The following is a 22,980-nucleotide window of genomic DNA, read 5'->3' as shown; positions in this document are numbered from 1 at the left end:
CTAAGCAGATTCGTCTGCAAATCGGAGATTGTGCAGCGGCGCTAAGCGATTATCGTGGTGGTGATGCCCGCCGCCGTAAGCGCCGGTTTCCGGCTGAAACGACGCTTGTTCGGCGATGACCGTACCGCCCAACTGGCGCACCATATCGTCCAAAACATGGTCGTGACCATAGCGCAACCAAGTTGGCTCCACTTGCAGTGGCACATGGCGATTACCCAAATGATAAGCGATGCGCAAGAGCAAATGCGTATCCGCTGCGGTGATGGTGGAAACCCTTTCGGCAGCGGCTTTAACGGTGACTTTATAGCCCGCTTCGTTACTTAAAACATCACCCTCTTTGAGCACGGTACCGCGCGGCAAAAACAGCCCTGCTTCCTCACCGATATCCAATTCCACATGCAACCGACTGCGCTCACGCTGAGCAAATGTCAGGGTGACAAAACCCAAATCTTCGGCATTTTCTGGTGTTTGATTGACCTGATAAAACGCTTTCACAGAACCTCCTAAAATAAGAAATAGCGTTGCGCCAACGGCAGCTCGTCGAAGGGCTCGCAGATAATCACCTCGCCATCGACTTTCACCTCATAGGTTTCCGCATCCACGGTAATATTCGGCATCAAATCGTTGAGCACCATATCGGCTTTACCAATGGTGCGCGTCCCTCTGACCGGCTTGACCACCTTTTGCAAGCCGAGTTGCGCCGCCAAACCGCTGTTGTAAGCGGCTTGCGACAAAAAAGTAATCGACGTTTCGCTGACTGCCGAACCGGCACTGGCGAACATCGGACGGTAATGCACCGGCTGCGGTGTCGGAATTGAGGCGTTGGCATCGCCCATCGGCGCGGCGGCAATCATTCCGCCTTTAAGAATCATCGACGGTTTCGCGCCGAAAAACGCCGGTTTCCACAAAATCAAATCGGCAAACTTCCCGACTTCAACCGACCCAACATAGTCGGCAACGCCATGGGTAATCGCCGGATTGATGGTGTATTTCGCGATGTAGCGTTTAGCACGGAAATTATCCGCACCGCCGGCTTCGTCTTCGGGCAGAAAACCGCGCTGTACTTTCATTTTGTGCGCCGTCTGCCAAGTGCGGGTAATCACTTCGCCGACCCGCCCCATCGCTTGCGAATCCGATGAAATCATCGAGAAAGCACCGACATCGTGCAAAATATCCTCCGCCGCAATGGTCTCGCGACGAATCCGCGATTCGGCAAAAGCGACATCTTCGACAATGTTCGGATCCAAGTGGTGGCAGACCATCAACATATCCAAATGCTCGTCAATGGTATTGACGGTAAACGGACGCGTCGGATTGGTCGATGACGGCAGCACATTCGGCATTTTGCAAGCGACGATAATATCCGGTGCATGGCCGCCGCCCGCGCCTTCGGTATGGTAGGTATGAATCACCCGCCCTTTTAAAGCGCCGAGCGTCTCTTCGACAAAGCCGGATTCGTTTAGCGTGTCGGTATGAATCGCTACCTGCACATCGTATTGCTCGGCCACACTCAAGCAGTTATCAATCGCCGCCGGCGTGCTCCCCCAGTCTTCATGCAGTTTCAAACCAATCGCGCCGGCCTCAATCTGTTCGACAATCGGCTGCGGCACAGACACATTGCCCTTACCTAAAAACCCCAGATTCATCGGATAGGCTTCGGCGGCTTTGAGCATTTTGTGCAGATACCAAGGTCCGGGCGTGCAGGTGGTCGCATTGGTGCCGGCCGCCGGCCCGGTACCGCCGCCGATCATGGTGGTGACACCGGACATCAACGCCTCTTCAATCTGTTGCGGACAGATAAAATGGATATGCGCATCAATGCCGCCGGCGGTAATAATCTGCCCTTCACCGGCGATGATTTCGGTACCGGCACCGATTTGCATGGTCACGCCGGATTGGATATCGGAATTTCCTGCCTTGCCGATGGCAGCAATCAAACCGTTTTTAATACCGATGTCGGCTTTGACAATCCCCCAAGTATCCAGAATCAACGCATTGGTAATCACCGTATCCATAATGTCGGCAGCACAGGCTTGACCCTGCCCCATGCCGTCGCGAATCACCTTACCGCCGCCGAACTTCACCTCCTCACCATAGAGGGTGAAGTCTTTCTCTACCGCAATCCACAAAGCGGTATCGCCCAAACGCACCTTGTCGCCGATGGTCGGGCCGTACATTTCGGCGTAGGCTTTGCGCTCTAATTGATAGCTCATGCTTGCTCCTCCAAGTCACCCATCACCGCTTGTTGAAAGCCGAACACGCGACGCAGACCGCCGAGGGCGACCAGTTCAACCCGGCGCACCTGCCCCGGCTCGAAGCGCACCGCCGTGCCGGCCGGGATATTCAAGCGAAAGCCTTTGGCGGCAACGCGGTCAAACTGCAACGCCGGATTCACCTCGGCAAAATGGTAATGCGAGCCGACTTGGATTGGGCGGTCGCCGCTGTTGGCGACCTTAAGACAGATCACTTTGCTGCCGACATTCAGCGCAATCGTGCCGGGCTGGGTTTGAATTTCACCTGGAATCATCTCGTTCTCCTAAACAATCGGTTGATGCACGGTCACCAGTTTGGTGCCATCGGGGAAGGTCGCCTCGACTTGTACCTCGGCAATCATCTCCGCCACGCCGTCCATTACCTGTTCACGGCTTAAAATCGTGGTGCCGTAATCCATCATCTCCGCCACGGTGCGGCCGTCACGCGCGCCTTCCAAAATCGCACAACTGATTAAGGCGACCGCTTCAGGATAGTTCAGCTTTAGCCCGCGCGCCAAGCGGCGTTCCGCCACTAAACCGGCGGTAAATAGCAACAATTTGTCTTTTTCTCTCGGCAAGAGTTCCATCGAGATATCTCCAATAAACTTAAGTTTTCCAAATCCGCGGCATCAAGGGCGGCGCACCGATAATCAATGGCCGAGCCAATTGCCAAGCGGCGATCAGACGGGCTTTTAAATCATCCAAATCACTGTCCAAGGTGCGTAATACCAACACCTTATCAACCAAAGTAATACCACATTGCGGCGCCCAGTCTTGTTGTAAAAATTGCTCTTTTAACTGCGACAACAACTGAGCATCCGATTGATAAAACAACATGGTCGCCATCAAGGTTTGACCATTCAACGCAAAGGCATTGTGCATCAATTCTGGTATATTCCTAAACACAAACTGATCAATAAAAATTGGTTTATCAGCCAATCGAATTTCAATTTTTTGGTGCAACTCCCCTTCGCTAAATACCTCATTCATAGCAGGACGACCAAAGCCAACCACATCCCAAGCAATCAAGGCAGCTTGCTCGGTCATCAAGTTAAATTGCAGATGATTACGCACTTTGCACTGATTAAAAAACAAAGCCTCTTGTGGTAACCACTCTAACTGGGTATTTTCATACAAAGTAAGTTGCTGCAATTGCACAGCACACGCGCCCGTACTGCGATAAAACTTAGTCGCCGCCGGCGTACTAATAAAGACCTTGGCATTCGGTTTGAGTAGCACTTGAGTGGTCAACTCATCACCGGCAACAATACCGCCGGGCGGATGGATTACCAAGATAGTAGGACGTTCTTCTTCTTGATAATAAGCTCGCTGAAGAACCAAAGGACCAAAATGCTGTTTATCTTTTACCACGGTTTTGCCAAATCGGTTTTCCAAGGTAAAAGATAAATAGCCTTTCCATGAGGTCTGCAATGCTTTCATATAACAACTTCTCTAAAACAATAAAAAAGGGGCCATCGCCCCCTTAGATTTTTACGCTAAATGCCTAAAACTTAGAATGTGAAGCTGTAAGCAACATTTAACAAAGGCTTCTTATCTTCATCAGCAAGACCACTGCCTTGCGCCTTTGAAATTGTGAACGATAAATTATCCGTTGCAGCATAGCTGATGTTGTAGTGGCTGTAATCAGCATTGTCCGCATCAAAGTCATAATAACCAGCTGACAAACCGACTGGACCAATACTGTAATTCGCTACATAGTAAATATCTTCACGATCTTGCGTTTCAATCATCGCAGTCAGCGAGAAATCTAGGTAAGAACCGGTAACTTCATACTCTGAAAGTAAAGTTCCATCTGCGCGAGAGAAGTTAGATTTTGTACCGTCTGATGGGTAGAAGTAAGCCCAGTAAGCAACGTTAAGACCAAAGTCACCACTTGTCATACCGTAACCAGCATATAAGTCAAACTCGGTCCCATCATCTTCCGAAGCACCCCAAACACCGGCATACAAACCAGAATCATGTGCGTAATCAGCACCACCAGACACCATACCTTGACCATTGCTTAGATCCGTACCACGCCATAGATAAAAGTTACTCACTGCAGCGTTATATGAAACTTCAGCTTGAACCGCTGCTGGTGCAATTGCAGCCATTGAAGAACCGGCAACAGCAAGTGAAAGTAGTAGAGGCTTAAGTTGTAGTGATTTTTTCATTATCTAATCTCCAAGACTGATTGAGTTGTTTTTAAATTTTGAAAGCATTTAACTTTGTTCTCCATATAGCCCAAGAGATGCCAAAAACTTATTTAAACTTATTTTTCAATAACTTAATAAAAAACAAACCACTCACCTTGATTTCCAATAAAAACACTCGCACCAAAAAAGAACGGTAAAAACCATAAAATGGTGCAGATAAAAACGACCATCACTTAGATACCGCCAAAAAAAACGCCCATTCAAAATGGGCGTTTAAACAATAACAGAATAAAAATACTACATGACTTCCGGAATCGGTGGCCAAGGGTAGTCACATTGACAAACAACTAAGAAAAATGGATTAAGTAAAGTTGGCGTTTGCACATATTCCAGTGGATGACCCGCGGCATTCAGCACAGCACCACCGGCAACTTCGACGATCACTTGCGAAGCCGCGGTGTCCCATAGCGACGTTGGCCCAAAGCGCGGATAGACGTGCGCCGCGCCTTCTGCCACCAAACAACTTTTTAGTGCCGAGCCCATTTTGACCGTTTGATGCTCACCCAAGGCGGCCATAAAAGATTGCGTTCGCCCGCCATGCCGACGGCTAATCGCCACATTGGCCATTTCATCCGGTTGCAAGCGCGCGGTTTGAATAGGCTGCGCTTGCGACATTAACTGAGACATATCCAGCCGCTCGACATCCAACGACTGCACATCAACCGCTACTTTAAAAGCGGCACCGCCTTGCACAGCATAATAAAGGTGATTCACTTCAGGGCCAAACACCACACCCAATACTGGCCGATGATTATGAATTAGCGCAATATTGACACTAAACTCACCGGTGCCTTCAATAAACTCTTTGGTGCCATCTAAAGGGTCGACCAACCAGTAAGTTGACCAATGCTGGCGCTCTGCAAACGCAAATTTGGCCACACTTTCCTCGGTGACTAAAGGAATATCCGGCGTCATCGCTTGCAAAGACGTATAGATTAACGCGTCTGCGTAATGATCCGCTTCGGTCACCGGCGTGCCATCCTTTTTTTGCTCAACGTCAACAAAACGCTGCGCCTGATTTGCGCGATACATCTGCGAAATACCGCGCCCAGTTTGCAAGGCTATCTGGCAGACCTGCGGTAACCACTGCTGCCAATGCGCTTGAGTACACTGCTCCATTAAATCTTTCCTAAGTGCTTTAAAACAAGAAACAAGGCCGCATAAGCACGCCCTTCACTAAAATCGGGATGAGCCAATAATTTCGCCCAATCGTCAATGTGCCAAGGCACAATCTCCAAGGGTTCCGGTTCATCACCCTCGGCGATTGCAGGCTCTAAACCGGTTGCCAATACAATGTGCGTTTGATGAGTCATATAACCCGCGGCAAGCGAAACACTGTCCAATAACTCCACCGTTTGCGGACGGTGTGCTATCTCCTCTTTACTTTCTCGCAAAGTCGCTTCCAACCATGTTTCACCCGGGTCAACTTTACCCTTTGGAAAACCCAGTTCATAACGCCCGACACCAGCGCCATATTCACGAATCAGCAGCAAAGTACCATCCGCCAAAAGCGGCACAATTAGGACGGCACCGCCTTGACTGCCAAGCAGCCGTTCATAATGAACTTCCACGCCGTTTGTAAACTGTAAATGCTGATATTGAACAGTAAAAATCCGCGACTTAGCCGCAATTTTTTCCGCTAAAATAGTGGGCAATTTTTGACTCATAAGAATCTCGTTTGGCTCGTTATATCGATTTCAAACATCATACGCTAAGGAAAAACACTTGCAAACGCTTGACTGGAACCAAATCGATACCGTGCTACTGGATATGGACGGCACTTTGCTGGACTTGCATTTTGACCACCATTTTTGGATGCACGCCGTACCGGAAGCTTACGCCTATAAAAAGCATATTTCGATTCGCTCAGCGAAAGCAAAAATACACAAAGAAATTAACCAGCACGCTGGCACCTTAAATTGGTACTGTTTGGATTTTTGGAGCGAAAAACTGGGACTGAATATCGCCGAACTCAAACGCGGTTTTAAAGACGAAATTGCCGTGCATCCCGAAGTTTTAGAATTTTTAGCTGCCTTGCGCGCCCACGGCAAAAAAGTGGTCATGGTCACTAACGCGCACCGCGACAGCTTGGCACTCAAACTGGAAATGACCGAAATCGGCCGCTATTTCCACACCATGATTTCGGCACACGATCTAGGCATCCCGAAAGAGGACATCCGCATCTGGTCAGAAATTCAACATATCGAACCTTACAATCCAAGCCGAACCATGCTGATTGACGACAATCTTAAAGCGCTTGCAACCGCCCAACAATACGGCATTGCGCTACCACTTTGCGCCACTTACGTCAGCCCGAAACTGAACAAAATCGACCCGCAAGGCTTTCCGTACTTTGAAAGCTATTCGGAAATCATGCCACGCTAAGTAACACCAATCTAAGGGCGTAACAGCAGCACCTTTTCAGTCACCGCATTGCCTTTACGCTCAAACTTTTCCTCGTCAACCACGTCAATCGAAGTAAACTCGGCAAACAGTTCGCGCACTTCCGACTCCTTCACCGAAAACGGAGGGCCGTCCATCGCGCTCTGATCATATTCCATAATCACCATTAAAAACGGCGTACCTAGCGGCAAAATTTTCTGCAGATGCTGTGCGTAATCACGGCGCATTTCCGGCGGCAAGGCGATAATTGAAGCCCGGTCGTAGACCGCTTTGACTTGCGCGCAATCTTGCGGCGTCAACTGAAAAAAGTCACCGCAAAGTAACGTCATCTGCGGCAACTGATAACCACAATAATTCTCATGCTGAACCGGCTCGGCATTGAGTGCATTCTCCGCTAAAAACTCGTGCAACGCTTTTTGCGATAATTCTACGCCAAGCACGTCGTGCCCCAGCTCACGCAACCACAACATATCCAACGATTTGCCACATAAAGGCACCAATACCTGCCCTTGCCCATCAAGTTCTAATTGCGGCCAAAAATCACGCAAAAAACGGTTAATCTCTTGTTGATGAAAGCCGACCACGCCACCAGCCCACATCTCATGCCAAAACGCTGCTTGCACTCCATTCTCCTTATCGCTTAATTTTCTACGCGCCGGTTTGGTTTATAATGGCGCGCAAATTTTCGTCTATTCTAAAGGATACGCCATGCGTTCAGAAACACAGACTAAAACAAAATTCTGGCAAACTCACTGGGGCAAGAATCTCATCACGGTGATTTTGTTCATCGCGGTGTTTTTAGCACTGCGCCCGTTTATGCAAGGCGATGTAATCGAAGGACAAGCCCCTACCCTAAAATTAACCACACTTGACGGAACGCCGCTGGATTTACAAGCCTTAAATGCGCAAGGCGAACCGGTATTGATTCATATTTGGGCGACTTGGTGCCCGGTTTGTACCTTCAGTCGTGACGGCATTGAAAACATCGCCGCCGATCATAAAGTCATCAGTATCGCCACGCAGTCCGGCGATGACGAACAGCTTCTGGAATACGCCAAAACACACCAAATGGACACCTCAATTATCGTCAATGATTTAGACGGGCAAATTGCAAAACTGTTTGGGGCAAAGGGTGTACCGGCGGACTTCGTCATCGCACCCAACGGCAATATCGAATTTGTCGAAGTCGGTGTTACCAGCGCTATCGGATTACGCTTACGCCTTTGGTGGAGCGGTCTTAATGCAGGGGACGCACCATGAAATTTGGCGGCACCATTATCCATAAAGCACGCGATCAATACGGCCTTATCGAAGTGATTGAAAACCGTACTTTGCGCAAACTGCATTTTGATTCGCCGGTCGAGCAGAGCTGTATCTTTCGCGATGCGCCAATGACGCTGAACTTTGAATATCAGCAAAAAATTGTCGCGCTGGTCAGTGAGCATTTTCAACAACGTAACCAACCACAAGGGTATCGCATTTTAATGCTCGGCATGGGCGGCGGCACCATGGCGCACAACCTTTACCACACTTTACCAAATGTGCAATTGACGATTGTCGAACTGCGCCAAATTGTGATTGATGTGGCTTATCGGTTTTTTCATCTACCGGATGTGCCAGAAATTGAAAGCGTACAGTCCGATGCGATTGAATACATCGCCGAACTGGCCGACTTAGAAAATCAGATTCATAATTTTGACTGCATTATTGTTGACTTGTTCGATGCGCACGGTATTCCTAGTGAACTTTGTGAATTTGCTTTTCATAACGACCTCCAACAATGCGTTAAAGCAGATGGCAGGATAATTTATAACCTGTGGAATCGCATGGCGGAAAACCGTCAAAAAGAGCCAACGGAAGAAACTGGAATTATTCTTAATATTATCGAAGACCTTCAAGAACGGGTAAGGAAACGCCAAAACAGCTTAATGCGTTCCACCAGCAATTTGATTGTCAGCCTCGATTTTTAACGGCTGAAAAACCACTTCGGCATAAAACTCATCCGGCCGCTGCTGATAAAAGAACTGCCAATCCAAGCTTTGGCAAATCCGCTCAACAATCTCCAATCCGTAGCCATAGCTGCGGTTCTCACGCAATAACTTAGCGCTGTCAGCTTGACAAGGATTGACGACACAAATCCCCTGTTGATCAATGCGAATCCGCACAGTTCCACTGCTATAACTGAAGGCATTTTTTAAAAGATTACGTACCAAAACCAAAAAGAAACTTTCTGGTGCAGCCACCCTCAAAGATTCCTTTTCTTGCAAATCATACGCTAAGATTTCACCGGGAAAGAGCTCGCGTATCACTTGTATCTGCGTCTGCACTATCGGGTTCACATGACAATCGCTAAAGGCTTCGGCTTCAATGCTCTGCTTACCCAGTAGCAAAAAAGTTTCGGTTAACAGCGCAATTTCGTCACAACTTTTTTCAATTCGTCTTTGTGCATTCAAACTCCGCTGATCATTTTGTCCTAAGCGCTCTAAAATCTGTGCGGACCCCTTCAAGACCATCAAAGGGGTGCGAATTTCATGCGCGCTGAAACGGCTAAAATCGCGTTCGCGGCGAAAAAAATCCGCAATCTGCCTTTTACTATTCAATAAGGCGTCTTCAATTTGGCGTAACTCTTGATATTGTGCATCGACATTAAAATCCGGCGCATCCGGCGCCATCTGTTTAATTTTCTGGAGCACCGCTTTCAATGGGCGCGCCACTTTGCTCAAGGTTAAATGAACGTACAACAACATCATCAGCAACACGACCACACCTAAAAGCGCGACAAACAGATGCAATTTGTATTCAAAGGTATCTAAGTAATCATCCGCGCCCTCTTTATAAACTAAGTAGTACACCCCCTGTCCAGAAGGGTCGGGGCGTACCAGCAAATGCTTATCCTCTGTTCCCACATAAACTTCGTAAAAGCCCGGTACAGTAAACGCTTGCAACCATTGCGGAGCCTGCGGACGATTGGCTAAACCCTGCCAGTAAATATCAAATTGATAACGATTCGGATAAGAGTCAGCAATCCCATAATTCAGATAATCTTGCTCATACTGTTGGGCCTCGGCTTGAATCCAATGCTGCAAGCTAATTTGCTCCAACTCTTGCTCAGCAAAAGCCACTAAAACAATAAATAGGATGATAAACAGTGCCATTAAACTGCCGTTTATCAAAAACAGCTGAGTCAATAATTTAGAGGACTTTTGCGCCATTACGACGCTCCATTGGTCGGTGCGCTGATCTCCGCCAAAAGTCGATAACCCTGTGCATGCAAGGTTTGCAACATTGAAGATTCGCCATTATGCAACGCTTGGCGCAACGCGTATAAATGACTACGCAGGGCATCACTCTTTGGCTCATCCAGCCCCCACACTTCATCAATCAACATCTGACGGGTCACCAAATTTGGATGCTTTTGCATCAGCGTTAACAAAATCGCTTTCTGTTTCGGCGCGAGTTTTATCGGCGTATCCCCCCAAGTAACTTGCGCAGTTTGTTGATTAAAACAGAGCTGGCCAACTTTAAGAAACGTCAAATCTTGCCGGCCGCCACGCTTACTCAAGGCGACCAAACGCAGCGCCAACTCCTCTAGCGAAAACGGCTTAATCAGATAATCATCGCCGCCGCTGTGAAACGCCATTTTCTTATCTTCCAAACTGTCTTTGGCGGTTAAAAACAATACCGGCGTCGCCAACTTTAACTCTTGGCGCAAGACTTTAACCGCCTGCAATCCATCCAGTTTGGGCATCATAATATCCATCACAATCACATCGTAACGATTACGCCGACACAGCTCAATGGCAGCCTCTCCGTTATAAGCGCAATCCACCTCAAACTGGCTCAGTTCAAGGTAATCCAACATGGTTTCCATCACTTGTCGATTGTCATCCACAATTAAAATTTGTATCGCAGCCATTATGCTTTTATTCCGTTTTCACAAATGACCATAATCATAAACCCGATTCCGTTTTGGCCGACAGCACAATCTGAAGAAATCGTGAAGTCATTGCGCCATACCTAAGCTCTTCACACTTTCTTCACTCACAGATACTTATTCTTTGCACTGAGAGTTTACTCTCCGCTCAAGCATCGTACCTTGAGCATCCATTGTTCAAAACCAATGATTGTATTTTAGCGCCACCGATTCAACTGTTTCTCGTGGCGCTTTTTTTTGTCCAAATCTCTGCAAAACACTCGAAAAGTTGCGATTACGCAAATAAGCGGCAGACATATTCGGCTATGCTGATTTGCCTGAGGAGTCACTTTATGGTTAACCCTAGAATTGTCGCCTTGCAACACCTTGCTCACGTCAATGGAGACGTATCCCGAGTCTCTCTAACTCTTATTTAAAAATGTGTTTAGGTCATTGTATGCCGCTGCCCAATATTGAAATTTTCCCAGAACCTTGCTTAATTACCGACAGGTCTCATCGTATTTTGGCAGCCAACTCCGCAATCCAAAGCTTATGCAAAATGAGCGCCGCAGACTTATTGCAACAAAACTGGCAAACACTGGTTGATATTGACCTAACACAATCGCTTCCTGCTCCGACCGATTCACCCCAATCGCAAGAAACATGTTTATCTTGTTTAGAGCAATCTGATGCGCTGCAAGTCGAGCTTATTTACAAACTCTTTCGCGATGCACAGCAAGACTATGTGGTCTACACCATTCGAGATTTAAGCGAACAAATTAAAGCGGACAGCGCCTTAAAAGCGCAACAGATATTGTTACGCACGGTGATTGATGAAAGCCCCGATGTCATTATTATGAAAGACTGGGACGGTAACTTTATACTTTGCAACCAAACCGTTGCCAACTTGTATAAAAGCACGCCGCAGCAGATGATCGGCCATGACGACGGCTATTTCACCGGAAACCAAGAGCAGAACCGTTTTTTTCGCGAAAACGTCCAGCAGATTATGCGCAACATGCAGACCGAAGTGGTCTACGAACAATCCACCGATGCCAAAACCAGCGAAATCCGCCATTTTCAATCCATCAAAAAACCACTGCTCAACCAACAGGGTGAGAAACAGATTTTAGTCATCGCGCATGACATCACCGATTTAGTGCGTGCTCGAAAAAGCATCGAAGAAAGCGAGAAACGCTTCTCTTATGTGATGGACGCCACCTTAGAAGGCATCTGGGACTGGAATATCGAAAGCGGTTCTCTGCGCCATAATGATCGTTGGTTCAGTATTCTTGGCCGCCACGACCCTCACCAGCAAACCACACTGCAAACCTTTATCGAACACATTCATCCTGAGGACCGCGACCAAGTAATGCAACGGGTCAAAGCGTGCCTGCAAGGTGAAGAAGAGTACTACTACTCGGAACACCGAATGCTCAAAACCGATGGCAGCATCACTTGGGTACTCGACCGCGGCAAGGTCGTTGAACACAATGAGAAAGGTGAACCGATACGTATGGTCGGCTCTTTTGCCGAAATCAATCAACGTAAAGAGACCGAACAGCATCTGCAAGAAGCTAAGCGCCAAGCAGAAAGCGCTAACCGAGCAAAAAGTAAATTCCTCGCCAATATGAGCCATGAAATCCGCACGCCCTTAAATGGCATCCTTGGTCTTGTAGAACAGCTCATCGACAGCGATTTGCGCAACGAACAACGCCAACAACTGAAAATGGTCCATGAAAGCGGCGAACTCTTGTTGAATATTCTCAACGATATTTTAGATTTCTCGAAAATTGAAGCCGGCAAAGTTGAACTCGACGAACACAACTTTTCGCTGCAAACGCTTATTCAAGAAGTGCTTGGCTTAATGCAAGCACCGGCTGGCGCTAAGAATCTGCAACTGCAAACCAAAATGACAGCGGACATCAACTGGGTTTTCGGCGACTCACAAAAAATCAAACAGATTTTGATTAACCTACTTGGTAACGCGATCAAATTCACCGAACAGGGCCAGGTCATCATCGAAGTTCTGCAAAAAGCCGACCATTACCAAATTTGGGTGCGCGATAGCGGCTGTGGGATTCCATCCAGCAAACTCAATAAACTGTTTCAAGCGTTTCAGCAACTCGACGCATCAACGACCCGACGCTACGGCGGTACGGGATTGGGGTTGACCATCAGCCGTAAACTCGCTGAGCTAATGCACGGCAAATTGGGGGTACATTCGATTGAGAATCAAGGTTCAGATTTTTGGATTGAACTGCCCTACAAAGCAGGCGAAGCACCGCAAAAAAGCCCGGCGATTGTACCCAGCTACGATGCGACCGATCTCAATTTTGCAAAACTCAAGGTGCTGTTAGTTGAAGACAACCTAGTCAATCAAAAAGTCGCGTTGGCCTATCTGCAAAAACTGGGCATCAAAACCGAGCTCGCAGAGAACGGTAAAGAAGCACTGCAAAAACTTAAATATCTCGATTTCAATTTAGTCCTCATGGACTGTCAAATGCCGGTCATGGACGGTTTTACCGCCAGTATGGAAATTCGGCTTGGTAACGCTGGTACGAAAAACATCAAAATTCCGATTATTGCGCTCACCGCCAATGTCATGCAAGAAGACCAAGAAAACTGCTTTAATGCCGGAATGAATGGTTTTATCGGTAAACCAATCAAATTACCGCACCTGATTAGCGAAATTCAGCGTGTTTTAACTGAGCGCGAGCAAGACGAAGGATAATTCAAAGCTTTCCGTCCCAAAACAGCGCAGTCAGTTTATAATCGCGGCAAGATTTTTCCAGCTTATTCTTGCTAAGGATTTTTATGGCCCTGCTGTTTTTACGCGATATTCAACTCAGTTTTGGTGCAGCCCCGCTGCTCAACAAACTGAACTTGCAAATCGAACCGAATGACCGTCTCTGTATCGTTGGCCGCAACGGTGAAGGCAAATCCACGCTTCTTAAAGTCATCGAAGGTTTAATTCTTCCGGACGAAGGCAGCCGTGTGATACAAGATGGCGTGCAAATCGCCAAATTGCAACAAGAAGTCCCACACGACACCCATGGTTCAGTGTTCCACATTATCGCGCAAGGGTTAGGCGACATCGCCCCGTTGCTCGACAAATTCCATAAAATCAATCTAAAAATGCAGCACGACTATTCGGAAGAAGTGCTTGAACATTTCACCGAAGTGCAGCAAGAGATTGATGCCAAAAACGGCTGGGAATTGAACCAGCGCGTGGATAAGGTCATCTCCAAACTGGGTCTACCCGCCGATGTCGAGTTTTCGACCCTTTCGGGAGGGATGAAACGCCGAGTTCTACTGGCTAAAGCCTTGGTTCAAGAACCGGATATTTTATTGCTCGACGAACCAACCAACCATCTGGACATTCCATCGATTCAATGGATGGAAAACTTCCTGAAAGGGATGCGTTGTGCACTGGTCTTTATTACCCATGATCGTTCTTTCCTGCAAGCGATTGCCAACCGTATCGTCGATTTGGATCGCGGCCGATTAAGCAACTGGGAGTGCGATTACCACACCTATCTGCAACGCAAAGCAGATTGGCTCGAAGCGGAAGCCAAGCAAAATGCGGAGTTTGATAAAAAACTGGCACAAGAAGAAGCTTGGATTCGCCAAGGAATCAAAGCACGTCGCACCCGTAATGAAGGCCGTGTGCGTGCGCTTAAACAGTTACGTGATGAACACCAAGCGCGCCGTTCGCAACAAGGCACGGCTAACTTAAGTGCAAACACCGCAAGCAATTCGGGCAAACAGGTTATCGAAATCAGCAACCTAACCTTTAACTTCCCGAATAAACCGATTGTTAATGGCCTTAATTGCGTCATTATGCGCGGCGATAAAGTCGGCATTATCGGCGGTAACGGTTGTGGTAAATCCACTTTGCTGAATCTATTGCTCGACAAACTGGCTCCACAAGAAGGCACAATCAAGCTAGGCACCAATCTAAAAATCGCCTATTTTGACCAACACCGCGCACAGCTTGATGACAATCTACCGGTGGTTGAAAGCGTGTTAGAAGAGAGTGACCATGTCGAAATCAACGGTCAGCGTAAACATGTCATGGGCTATTTGGGCGACTTCTTATTCAGTCCCGACCGTGCGCGCCAACCGGTCAAAGCGCTGTCGGGTGGCGAGCGTAATCGTCTGCTACTGGCTCGCGTTTTTGCCAAGCCATCCAACCTGCTGATTCTGGATGAACCCACCAACGATTTGGATGTCGAAACCTTAGAGTTGCTGGAGGAACTGCTGATGAATTACCAAGGCACCGTGCTGATTGTCAGCCACGACCGTGCCTTCTTAAACAACGTCTGCACCAGTAGTTTGGTATTCGATGCGCCGGGTGACGTCAACGAGTATATCGGTGGCTATGATGACTGGCTGCGTCAAAGACCGGCACACTATCAACAAGCCAATAAAGCCTCAAAAAACGAAGCCAGCGATAAAGCGCAAAACAAAACCAACAGCACGCCACCGCCTAAAGTAGAAACACCTGCGCCAAAGAAAAAGCTCAGTTACAAAGACCAGCGCGAGTACGATGCGTTGCCACAACAACTTGAGCAACTTGAAGCACAGATTGAACAGCTTAACGCGGCAATTGCCGACCCTGGGTTTTACGCGCAAGAGTCTGATAAAGTGCAGGCGAAGCTTGCCGAGTTACAAGCCAAAGAGCACGAACTGGAAAACGCTTTTGAGCGTTGGGAAGAGCTCGAAGCGCTGCTTAACTAAACCAGCATAAGCTTTTCAAAACCAACAAAAAGCCCCGCCAATCAAAGCGATTAGCGGGGCTTTTTGGATTACGACAAGCCAAGCGGTAATCAGCCACCGGCAAGACACAACAACTAGCTACGTGTAAAACTCACCACAAAGTTCACCGCAATCGGCGTCTCCTGCGAACTGCCAAAATCCTGCGGATGAATCATCACTGGTCGCATTGAGGTGACCATCAATTCACCATTGTAGATTTTGCTCACCACTACATCCAAAGCAAACTGTTTACTGGTCCCAAAAAGCTCTAAAGTGGCCGGCAACGTAATCCGCTGCTGACTGGGCATTTGCATTAAATACGGCATATCAATTTGAGTTTGAATCACCGCCATGGTTTGGGCTTGTGCTTGCAACGGAATCTGGATAAGCACTGCGCCCTGCGCAGAAATATGTCCACTCAAAGGGTCTAACACCGCCGCCTCAGTTGGGGTTGGCGCACTATAGTTAACGGTCGAATGAATGGGATCCACATTAAAACCCAAGGCCGAAGCCACGCCACTAAAACCCATTAAACAAGCTAAGAGCAACATTGTTTTTTGCAACTGCATCATTTTTCCTCACGCGTTTATTGTAAAAATCTTCTACAAAATACCACTTTTAAGCGTCCCCGAAACAACTCGATTCACTGGTTTTTTCTTACACCGACTAAACAAATTTAATGGCTAAAACGAATTTGGCACCCGAGAGGTTGGAATACGGCGTGTTAAAGCGCCAGCGATAAAAATCATCATTGCCGAGGCCATTAAACAGGCTTCCAAACCGGCATTTTGATAAAGATAACCGGACAGAATCGTACCCGCCAAACGCCCGCCGGCGTTCGCCATGTAGTAAAAACCGACCTGTTTGGACGTACCGTCCTCTTCGGCATAAGCGACAATCAGATACGAATGCACCGCCGAGTTCAAGGCAAACACTACGCCGAAAATCATTAAGCCGACAATGACCACTGTCTGGGGATCAAGTTCCAGCGCATACGCCATTAGGAGCGGAATCCCGCCTAAGGCGAGCGCCAACCAGAAAGCGCTTCGCGCGGTCGGATTCTGTTTTTTACCGACCAGTTTCGGCGAAGCCGCCTGCACAATGCCGTAACCGATAATCCATAACGCCATAAAGGTACCGATTTGCAGATGCGACCAGCCTAAAACGCTCGCGGCGAACACCGGCAACGCCACCACAAACCAGACATCACGCGCGCCGAACAGAAACAGCCGCGCCGCAGAAAGCCAGTTAATCGCTTCGGAATGAGAAAACATCTGCGCGAATTTCGGTTTGTTTTTCGATTTGCCGAGCGAGCCATCGAGTTTTAACAAGGAAATCGCCAACGCAATCGCCAACATGCCCGCCATAATCCACATCGCATTGGCAAAGCCAAACAACTCCAGCAACAGCGCCCCCATAAAGAAACCGACGCCTTTCAACGCATTCTTCGAGCCGGTCAGTGCCGCCACCCAACGATACAGTTTGCCGTCGCCATCACTGGCCAGTGCCTTAACCGAACTCTTGGCACTCATTTTATTGAGGTCTTTGGCAATCCCCGACAAGGCCTGCGCCACCATCACATACAGCACAGAAAGCCATTCGGTCGGCACGGTCAGCATCACCAGAGCCAGTATCTGTATCGACAGGCCGATATTCATGGTGACATTCAGACCGGCGCGCGCGCCAAGCCAGCCGCCGAACAGATTGGTCACTATGCCGAAAAACTCATAGAACAAAAACAGTAGCGCCAATTCCAGCGGGCTGTAACCGAGTTGGTAGAAATACAGTAACACCAACATCCGTAGAGCGCCGTCGGTCAAGGTAAACGCCCAGTAGTTGCCGGTGACGATCGCATATTGCTGAGTCGAGTTCATCTGCCCATCCTCATTGCTGCAATGCTTGATTCGCCTTGCCGACTTTCATCGTCAGTTCCATCATGCGCTGCATATAGCCGATTTCATTGTCGTACCAAGCCAGCACCTTCACATGAGTACCGTTGACCACACGAGTGGAAAGCGCATCAATTACCGACGAACAGGTTTCACCTTCATAATCCGCCGACACTAACGGCAACTCTTCGTACCCTAAAATTCCTTTTAGATACGTTTCTGAAGCTTGTTTAAATAAACCGTTAATTTCTTCCACCGACGTCGGACGCTGCATTTCCATGACTAAATCGGTCAGCGAGGCATTCATAAACGGCACGCGCACCGCTAATCCGTCCAAACGCCCGTTTAATTCAGGAAAAATTGTGCCGATTGCGCTGGCAGAACCGGTCGATGTCGGAATTAAGGATTCAAAACTGGCGCGCGCACGGCGCAAATCTTTATGGCCGTGATCGACCACTTTTTGGGTATTGGTACGATTGTGCATAGTGGTAATCGAACCGTGCTGAATACCGACTTTTTCGTGCAACACTTTTATCACCGGCGCAATACAATTCGTGGTGCAAGAAGCGGCGGTAATCAACGTATCTTCACCGGCGATGAAAATATCGTCGTTAATCCCCATGACGATATTTTTGATTCCCTCTTTAAAAGGCGCGGCGACAATCACTTGCTTAACACCCTGATCGAAATACGGCTGCACTTGCTCGCGCGTTCGAAACGCACCGGTGCATTCCAAAACGATATCGACATCCAAAGCGCCCCAATCAAACTCTTCGAGGTTTTCATGCGAGGAGTAGCCGATGACTTGATCCCCAATCACTATGCTGTGCTCATCAGCAACGGCTTGATGCTGCCAACGTCCATGCGCGGAATCAAAATTCAACAAGTGCGCGGAACCACGTGCATCAGTCGCTATCTCATTAATATGCACAAACTCAATGTCTTGCCAATCAAATGCTTGACGCAATCCTAAACGCCCCATACGACCAAAACCGTTAATTGCCACACGAATCACTTGCCACCCCTTTTAAATCCAATTACCATTTCTATATTCGCCTATGCGGATACACGGAATATACTCGAAAATCCAATCTGATAATAGAAGCTTTTATGACAAATTTTGACTCACTTGAACATCATGCGTTATGTCACAAAGCACTGGCAGAGCCTTTGCGTTTACGCATTTTAGCGCTACTACAACAGCGCGAATCGCTCTGCGTGTGTGATTTGGTCAAGGTTTTAGCACAGTCGCAAAGCAGCGTTTCACGCCACCTTGCCTATTTAAAAAACCAGCAGCTGGTCAACGCTTGGCGCGAAAGCAACTGGGTGCACTATGCACTGCAAGAGTCGCATCCGTTTAACGCGATTATGCACGACAGCTTGCAACAACTTAGCCACCTTGCGGTGGTGCAGGCGGATTTGGCTCGTTTACAAGAATATGAAAAAAAGCCACGTCAATGCGACCTTTAAACCAGCAAAAGCAAAGCCTTAAATCCATAGAAAAAACAGTATACCAAGCATAACAAACATTGCATTTATCAATATACCCTTGAAAATTTATACTGGTTTGTTAAGGTATGCACCAATTTAAAGCAACCCAAGACTTAAATTATCTTTTTTACTACTGCAATTACATTGCTGTCTTTTGCGTTTAGGCGCGCTTTCTTAGGCCGTCGCATTCGGTCAAGTCTATTCCAAGGGACTCTGCCCTCAGGATCAATCGTAAGGCATAGGCAGCGAGGCACTCGTCGACTTCGCACAGTAACCCGACGCGGTTACCGACCCTATCAATCCTTCACGTCTATTGTGTTTCTCAAATTTACTTTTGTTACAACGCGATTGGTCAAAGATTCATCTTTAACCGAAGAGCTTAATCATGGAGCCATGTACCGATAACTTAGCGATTAACTTCCGCCCTCCGCACTTAAGCGATGGCGACAAAATTTACCAACTGATTGCCGCGGCACCGCCGCTCGATCTCAATTCAAGCTACTTGTACTTTTTACAGAGTTCACATTTTGCCCAGACCTGCGTTGTCGCAGAAAAAGACGGGCAACTGCTCGGCTTTGTGTCCGGCTATCTGCGCCCCGACAAACCGACTGAACTGTTTGTCTGGCAATTGGCCGTTGTTGAAGCTGGGCGCGGCCAAGGAATAGCCAAACGCCTGCTGCAACAACAACTCTTGCAAGCCCTTAAGCAGCAACCAAAGTTGCAAAGCATAAGTGCCACCATCAGTCCAGGCAACCACGCATCACAAAGCGTTTTTAAGCGTTTTGCTCAAGCCTACGGGCTAACAATAGGCATACAACCCTTCTTAAGCACGGCACATTTTGCGGGACAGGACCACGACCCGGAAGACGAATATCGCCTCGCGTTTGCCAACGGCAACCCACTTACAACGCTGTTAAGCGCTATTTCACCGCTAAAGCAAACCACACCGTTATCACAAATTTAAATTAAGAGAGACCCTTTCATGTCAGATTTAGCTATTTTCAACACTTACGAATCCGAAGTCCGCGGCTATATTCGCTCTTTTCCGACCATTTTCGAAAAAGCCCAAGGCGCGGAAATTTGGGATCAAGACGGCAAGCGTTACATCGATTTTTTCGCCGGCGCCGGCGCTTTAAACTATGGACACAACAATCCGCATATTAATCGTGCTGTTATTAACTACCTAGAAAACAACGGCATCGGCCATGCATTGGATATGGGAACCGTCGCCAAACGCGATTTTATCGCCAGTTTTGTCAAAAACATCCTGCAACCGCGCAAGCTGGACTATAAGCTACAGTTCGTTGGCCCGACAGGAACCAATGCCATTGAGACCGCACTGAAAATCGCCCGTAAGGTTAAAGGTCGCAAACAGGTAATGAGTTTCACCAACGGCTTCCACGGTATGTCGATGGGCTCTTTAAGTATCACCGGTAACCAGTATTACCACGACGACAGCTATGGCGTACCGGGTTACACCTATCAGGTGCCTTTCCACAATTACCTTGGCGATAAAGTCGATACCATCGCCTATCTGCGTAAAATTTTGGAAGACAACTCCTCCGGTACCGAATTACCTGCCGCGATTGTGCTGGAAACCATTCAAGCCGAGGGAGGTATTAATGTCGCGGGCGCGCAGTGGCTAAAAGATTTGCGTCAAATTTGCGATGACTTCGACATTTTAATGGTGGTCGACGACATCCAAGTCGGCAACGGGCGCACCGGTGAGTTTTTCAGCTTTGAGCGCGCAGGCATCCAACCCGACATAATCACCCTATCCAAATCCATTGGCGGCGGCTATCCAATGTCATTGGTGTTAATGAAACCCGAACTTGACAAATGGTCACCGGGTGAGCATTCCGGCACTTTCCGTGGCTTTAATCTCGCATTTGTCGCCGCCACCACCGCACTTGACCACTACTGGGCAGACCCTACTTTTGAAGAACGCATCAAAAGCAAAGCCATCTTGATTGAACAACAAATGCGCGCCTTGGCAACAGATTTTCCTCAGCTAACCCGTGAAGTACGTGGACTCGGTTTTATCTGGGGCATCGAATTTCATGATGCGCAACTGTGTAATCTGATTTGTGCCAACGCATTTGAAAATGGCTTAGTTGTTGAAACCGCTGGATCAGAAGGCAATGTCATTAAGTTCCTCGGTCCTTTAGTGATTAGCGAAGCGCAAATCAACGAAGGATTCACAATTCTCAAAACGGCGATTGCCGCCGTCGAACAGAACCATCAAATCGCTAAATCTTAAATAATCAAGGAAGCACTGTGATCGTTAAAAACCTCTACGACGATGTCATCGGTACCGATGCCGATGTCGATTCTAAACAATGGAACAGCCGCCGTTTATTACTGGCCAAAGACGGCATGGGCTTTTCCGTGCATGACACCCTAATCAAAGAAGGCGAAGACCTGCATCTTTGGTACAAAAACCACCTTGAAGCGGTGTACTGCATTGAAGGTGAAGGCGAAATCTACGATAAAGCGACCGGTATCACGCACCCGATTCGCGAAGGAACGATTTACGCCCTAAACGAACACGACCAACATATTCTAAGTGCCAATAAAGGTGTGCAGATGCGCATGGTTTGTGTTTTTAATCCGCCGGTAACCGGTCGCGAAACCCATGATAAGGACGGTTCTTACAACCTGCCGGAATAAAAACCGACTATGTGCAAAAAAGCGGTCATCCATCAGCACATGACACAAGGTAAAATCGGGCAAAACCATTCTCTGCAAAGGTCTGTCCCATGCCCGCTGTTTCCAATATTCGTAAAAGCCTGCAAGTTCTTTGGCAGTTTTTCTGGCTAGGTTGCATCAGTTTTGGCGGCCCTGCCGCGCACCTCGGTTATTTTCGCCAACATTTTGTCGAACGCCTGCAATGGCTTGATGAAAACGAATATAGCCAATTGATTGCGCTGAGCCAGTTTCTGCCGGGCCCGGGGTCGAGCCAAGTCGGCTTTGCCATCGGCTACCGACATGCTGGTATTCTCGGTGCCTGGGCGGCCTTTATCGGCTTTACATTGCCATCATTTTTATTGCTGTTGTGGGTGGCACTGTATCAACCGCCGAGCGATCAACCGATTTATGCTTTGGTTATCAGCGGTTTAAAACTATTGGCGGTCATCGTGGTCGCCGATGCGGTACTGAAAATGTTTCGCCAGTTTTGCCGACAGCGTAGTTCGCAACTCACCGCATTATTGAGCGCATTGTTGCTACTGTTGTTTGCCGGTACGTCCATGCAAATGGCCGTTTTGCTACTGGCCTTTATCATCGGCTGGTCTTTTTTACCCGCTCAGATCAAAGCAAACGGCAAAACAACAATCAAAACGAACACTCATCCGCTCAGTTGGTTGCTACTCGGTCTGACCGGCTTAATCATTGCGTGGTTTTGGTTTATGCCGGAGCAGCTACAATCGGCATTGCAGCTATTTGCCGCATTTGCGCAAACCGGCGCACTGGTTTTTGGCGGCGGTCATGTGGTGTTGCCACTGTTGCAAAGTACCATTGGCGAACAGATCAGTTCGGCAGAATTTTTAAGCGGCTATGCACTGGCGCAAGCCGTACCCGGCCCGATGTTTACTTTGTCGGCCTATCTCGGCGCTTTATTGCTGCCGGAGACACCAATAGTCGGCGCGATCATCGCCACTCTCGGGCTGTTTTTACCGGGATTGCTATTGATGTTAGCGCTGCTAGAAAGGTGGCAACAACTGGCGCACCAACCGAAACTGCAAGGTGGCGTCGGCATGGTCAATGCCGCAGTGGTCGGGCTTTTAATCGCCACCTTAATCAATCCGGTGGCGGTTAGTGCGATTACTGATATCGCCAGTGCGCTTGCGGCCATCATCGGTTTTATTGCACTGCAGCGTTGGCGTATCAAAATCGGTTGGCTGTTACTTATTTATGCGCTTATCTGGCCGCTGATGTTATGGATGACGCAATAAGCGACTTAGGGCGCAATTTTCCATTCACAAAACGGCAATACGGCTGTAAAATAGCGCCCATTTTTTCGGGAACTGCAAATAGCGCAGAACCCCTGTTTAAAC

The 22,980-nt window shown here is 48.1% G+C and carries 24 protein-coding genes; 10 read left to right on the top strand and 14 right to left on the bottom strand.

The window, feature by feature from the left end; translation table 11 throughout:
- The 8 genes from ureE to nudE form a co-directional block, all read right to left on the bottom strand.
- Positions 1-495 (bottom strand): urease accessory protein UreE, encoded by a 495-nt coding sequence (gene ureE / locus HRR27_RS02780; RefSeq protein ID WP_173270607.1) that lies wholly within the window; start codon positions 493-495, stop codon positions 1-3.
- Between the two features lie 8 nt (positions 496-503).
- On the bottom strand, positions 504-2,213 hold the full coding sequence (gene ureC / locus HRR27_RS02775; RefSeq protein WP_173270604.1) for an urease subunit alpha: 1,710 nt from the start codon (positions 2,211-2,213) through the stop codon (positions 504-506).
- A complete protein-coding gene (locus tag HRR27_RS02770; protein ID WP_173270599.1) occupies positions 2,210-2,527 on the bottom strand; it encodes an urease subunit beta in 318 nt (105 codons plus the stop codon). The genes ureC and HRR27_RS02770 overlap by 4 nt, the downstream gene beginning before the upstream one ends.
- A gap of 9 nt (positions 2,528-2,536) precedes the next feature.
- Positions 2,537-2,839, bottom strand: a complete 303-nt coding sequence (gene ureA / locus HRR27_RS02765) for an urease subunit gamma (RefSeq protein WP_173270596.1) — start codon at positions 2,837-2,839, stop codon at positions 2,537-2,539.
- Positions 2,840-2,858: 19 nt separating this feature from the next.
- Positions 2,859-3,692, bottom strand: coding sequence for an urease accessory protein UreD (locus HRR27_RS02760; RefSeq protein ID WP_173270592.1), 834 nt, complete (start codon positions 3,690-3,692; stop codon positions 2,859-2,861).
- A gap of 71 nt (positions 3,693-3,763) precedes the next feature.
- Positions 3,764-4,426 (bottom strand): TorF family putative porin, encoded by a 663-nt coding sequence (locus tag HRR27_RS02755; RefSeq protein WP_173270589.1) that lies wholly within the window; start codon positions 4,424-4,426, stop codon positions 3,764-3,766.
- Positions 4,427-4,705: 279 nt separating this feature from the next.
- Complete coding sequence (cysQ, locus tag HRR27_RS02750) at positions 4,706-5,587, bottom strand: 3'(2'),5'-bisphosphate nucleotidase CysQ (protein WP_173270586.1); 882 nt, start codon at positions 5,585-5,587, stop codon at positions 4,706-4,708.
- Positions 5,587-6,135: an ADP compounds hydrolase NudE gene (gene nudE, locus HRR27_RS02745; RefSeq protein WP_173270583.1), complete on the bottom strand. Its 549-nt coding sequence runs from the start codon at positions 6,133-6,135 to the stop codon at positions 5,587-5,589. The genes cysQ and nudE overlap by 1 nt, the downstream gene beginning before the upstream one ends.
- 58 nt (positions 6,136-6,193) lie before the next feature.
- Here nudE and yrfG point away from each other — a divergent pair, with 58 nt between their 5' ends.
- Positions 6,194-6,853 (top strand): GMP/IMP nucleotidase, encoded by a 660-nt coding sequence (gene yrfG, locus HRR27_RS02740; protein WP_173270579.1) that lies wholly within the window; start codon positions 6,194-6,196, stop codon positions 6,851-6,853.
- A gap of 11 nt (positions 6,854-6,864) precedes the next feature.
- Here yrfG and tmpT read toward each other — a convergent pair whose 3' ends face one another.
- Positions 6,865-7,494, bottom strand: a complete 630-nt coding sequence (gene tmpT / locus HRR27_RS02735; RefSeq protein WP_173270576.1) for a thiopurine S-methyltransferase — start codon at positions 7,492-7,494, stop codon at positions 6,865-6,867.
- 85 nt (positions 7,495-7,579) lie between these two features.
- Between tmpT and HRR27_RS02730 the strand changes: the two genes are divergently transcribed.
- On the top strand, positions 7,580-8,131 hold the full coding sequence (locus HRR27_RS02730; protein ID WP_173270573.1) for a protein disulfide oxidoreductase: 552 nt from the start codon (positions 7,580-7,582) through the stop codon (positions 8,129-8,131).
- Positions 8,128-8,841, top strand: a complete 714-nt coding sequence (locus HRR27_RS02725; RefSeq protein ID WP_173270571.1) for a spermidine synthase — start codon at positions 8,128-8,130, stop codon at positions 8,839-8,841. Before HRR27_RS02730 ends, HRR27_RS02725 begins: the two co-directional genes overlap by 4 nt.
- Here the strand turns inward: HRR27_RS02725 and HRR27_RS02720 are convergent.
- Both HRR27_RS02720 and HRR27_RS02715 read right to left on the bottom strand, forming a co-directional pair.
- Positions 8,797-10,083, bottom strand: coding sequence for a sensor histidine kinase (locus HRR27_RS02720; RefSeq protein ID WP_173270567.1), 1,287 nt, complete (start codon positions 10,081-10,083; stop codon positions 8,797-8,799). The genes HRR27_RS02725 and HRR27_RS02720 overlap by 45 nt on opposite strands.
- Complete coding sequence (locus HRR27_RS02715; protein WP_197905427.1) at positions 10,083-10,787, bottom strand: response regulator transcription factor; 705 nt, start codon at positions 10,785-10,787, stop codon at positions 10,083-10,085. Before HRR27_RS02715 ends, HRR27_RS02720 begins: the two co-directional genes overlap by 1 nt.
- Before the next feature lie 436 nt (positions 10,788-11,223).
- Here HRR27_RS02715 and HRR27_RS02710 point away from each other — a divergent pair, with 436 nt between their 5' ends.
- Both HRR27_RS02710 and HRR27_RS02705 read left to right on the top strand, forming a co-directional pair.
- Complete coding sequence (locus HRR27_RS02710; protein WP_341829817.1) at positions 11,224-13,518, top strand: ATP-binding protein; 2,295 nt, start codon at positions 11,224-11,226, stop codon at positions 13,516-13,518.
- A gap of 83 nt (positions 13,519-13,601) precedes the next feature.
- The gene (locus HRR27_RS02705) at positions 13,602-15,527 is read left to right on the top strand and encodes an ATP-binding cassette domain-containing protein (RefSeq protein ID WP_173270560.1); all 1,926 of its coding nucleotides are present in this window, start codon (positions 13,602-13,604) and stop codon (positions 15,525-15,527) included.
- Between the two features lie 113 nt (positions 15,528-15,640).
- On the opposite strand, the gene HRR27_RS02700 is transcribed toward HRR27_RS02705, so the two are convergent.
- From HRR27_RS02700 to HRR27_RS02690, 3 genes are all read right to left on the bottom strand, one after another.
- A complete protein-coding gene (locus HRR27_RS02700; RefSeq protein WP_173270557.1) occupies positions 15,641-16,117 on the bottom strand; it encodes a hypothetical protein in 477 nt (158 codons plus the stop codon).
- Between the two features lie 111 nt (positions 16,118-16,228).
- Positions 16,229-17,419 (bottom strand): organoarsenical effux MFS transporter ArsJ, encoded by a 1,191-nt coding sequence (arsJ, locus tag HRR27_RS02695; RefSeq protein WP_173270554.1) that lies wholly within the window; start codon positions 17,417-17,419, stop codon positions 16,229-16,231.
- A gap of 10 nt (positions 17,420-17,429) precedes the next feature.
- Positions 17,430-18,449 carry an ArsJ-associated glyceraldehyde-3-phosphate dehydrogenase gene (locus HRR27_RS02690; RefSeq protein WP_173270551.1) on the bottom strand — a complete coding sequence of 340 codons (1,020 nt, stop codon included), beginning with the start codon at positions 18,447-18,449 and terminating at the stop codon, positions 17,430-17,432.
- 95 nt (positions 18,450-18,544) lie between these two features.
- Here HRR27_RS02690 and HRR27_RS02685 point away from each other — a divergent pair, with 95 nt between their 5' ends.
- The 5 genes from HRR27_RS02685 to chrA all read left to right on the top strand — a co-directional run bounded on the left by HRR27_RS02685 (position 18,545) and on the right by chrA (position 22,878).
- Positions 18,545-18,904, top strand: a complete 360-nt coding sequence (locus tag HRR27_RS02685) for an ArsR/SmtB family transcription factor (protein WP_173270547.1) — start codon at positions 18,545-18,547, stop codon at positions 18,902-18,904.
- 406 nt (positions 18,905-19,310) lie between these two features.
- A complete protein-coding gene (gene ectA, locus HRR27_RS02680) occupies positions 19,311-19,889 on the top strand; it encodes a diaminobutyrate acetyltransferase (protein ID WP_173270544.1) in 579 nt (192 codons plus the stop codon).
- Positions 19,890-19,907: 18 nt separating this feature from the next.
- Complete coding sequence (gene ectB / locus HRR27_RS02675; protein ID WP_173270541.1) at positions 19,908-21,185, top strand: diaminobutyrate--2-oxoglutarate transaminase; 1,278 nt, start codon at positions 19,908-19,910, stop codon at positions 21,183-21,185.
- Between the two features lie 17 nt (positions 21,186-21,202).
- On the top strand, positions 21,203-21,595 hold the full coding sequence (locus tag HRR27_RS02670) for an ectoine synthase (RefSeq protein WP_173270538.1): 393 nt from the start codon (positions 21,203-21,205) through the stop codon (positions 21,593-21,595).
- 89 nt (positions 21,596-21,684) lie between these two features.
- Entirely contained in the window at positions 21,685-22,878 is a 1,194-nt protein-coding gene (gene chrA / locus HRR27_RS02665; protein ID WP_173270534.1) for a chromate efflux transporter, read from the top strand.
- Positions 22,879-22,980: the final 102 nt, after the last annotated feature.

Origin of the sequence: Thiosulfatimonas sediminis, assembly GCF_011398355.1 — a bacterium.
Classification (GTDB): Bacteria; Pseudomonadota; Gammaproteobacteria; order Thiomicrospirales; family Thiomicrospiraceae; genus Thiomicrorhabdus; species Thiomicrorhabdus sediminis_A.
Note: the sequence above shows the minus strand (reverse complement) of the source record. Positions and strands in the feature narration are given on the sequence as shown.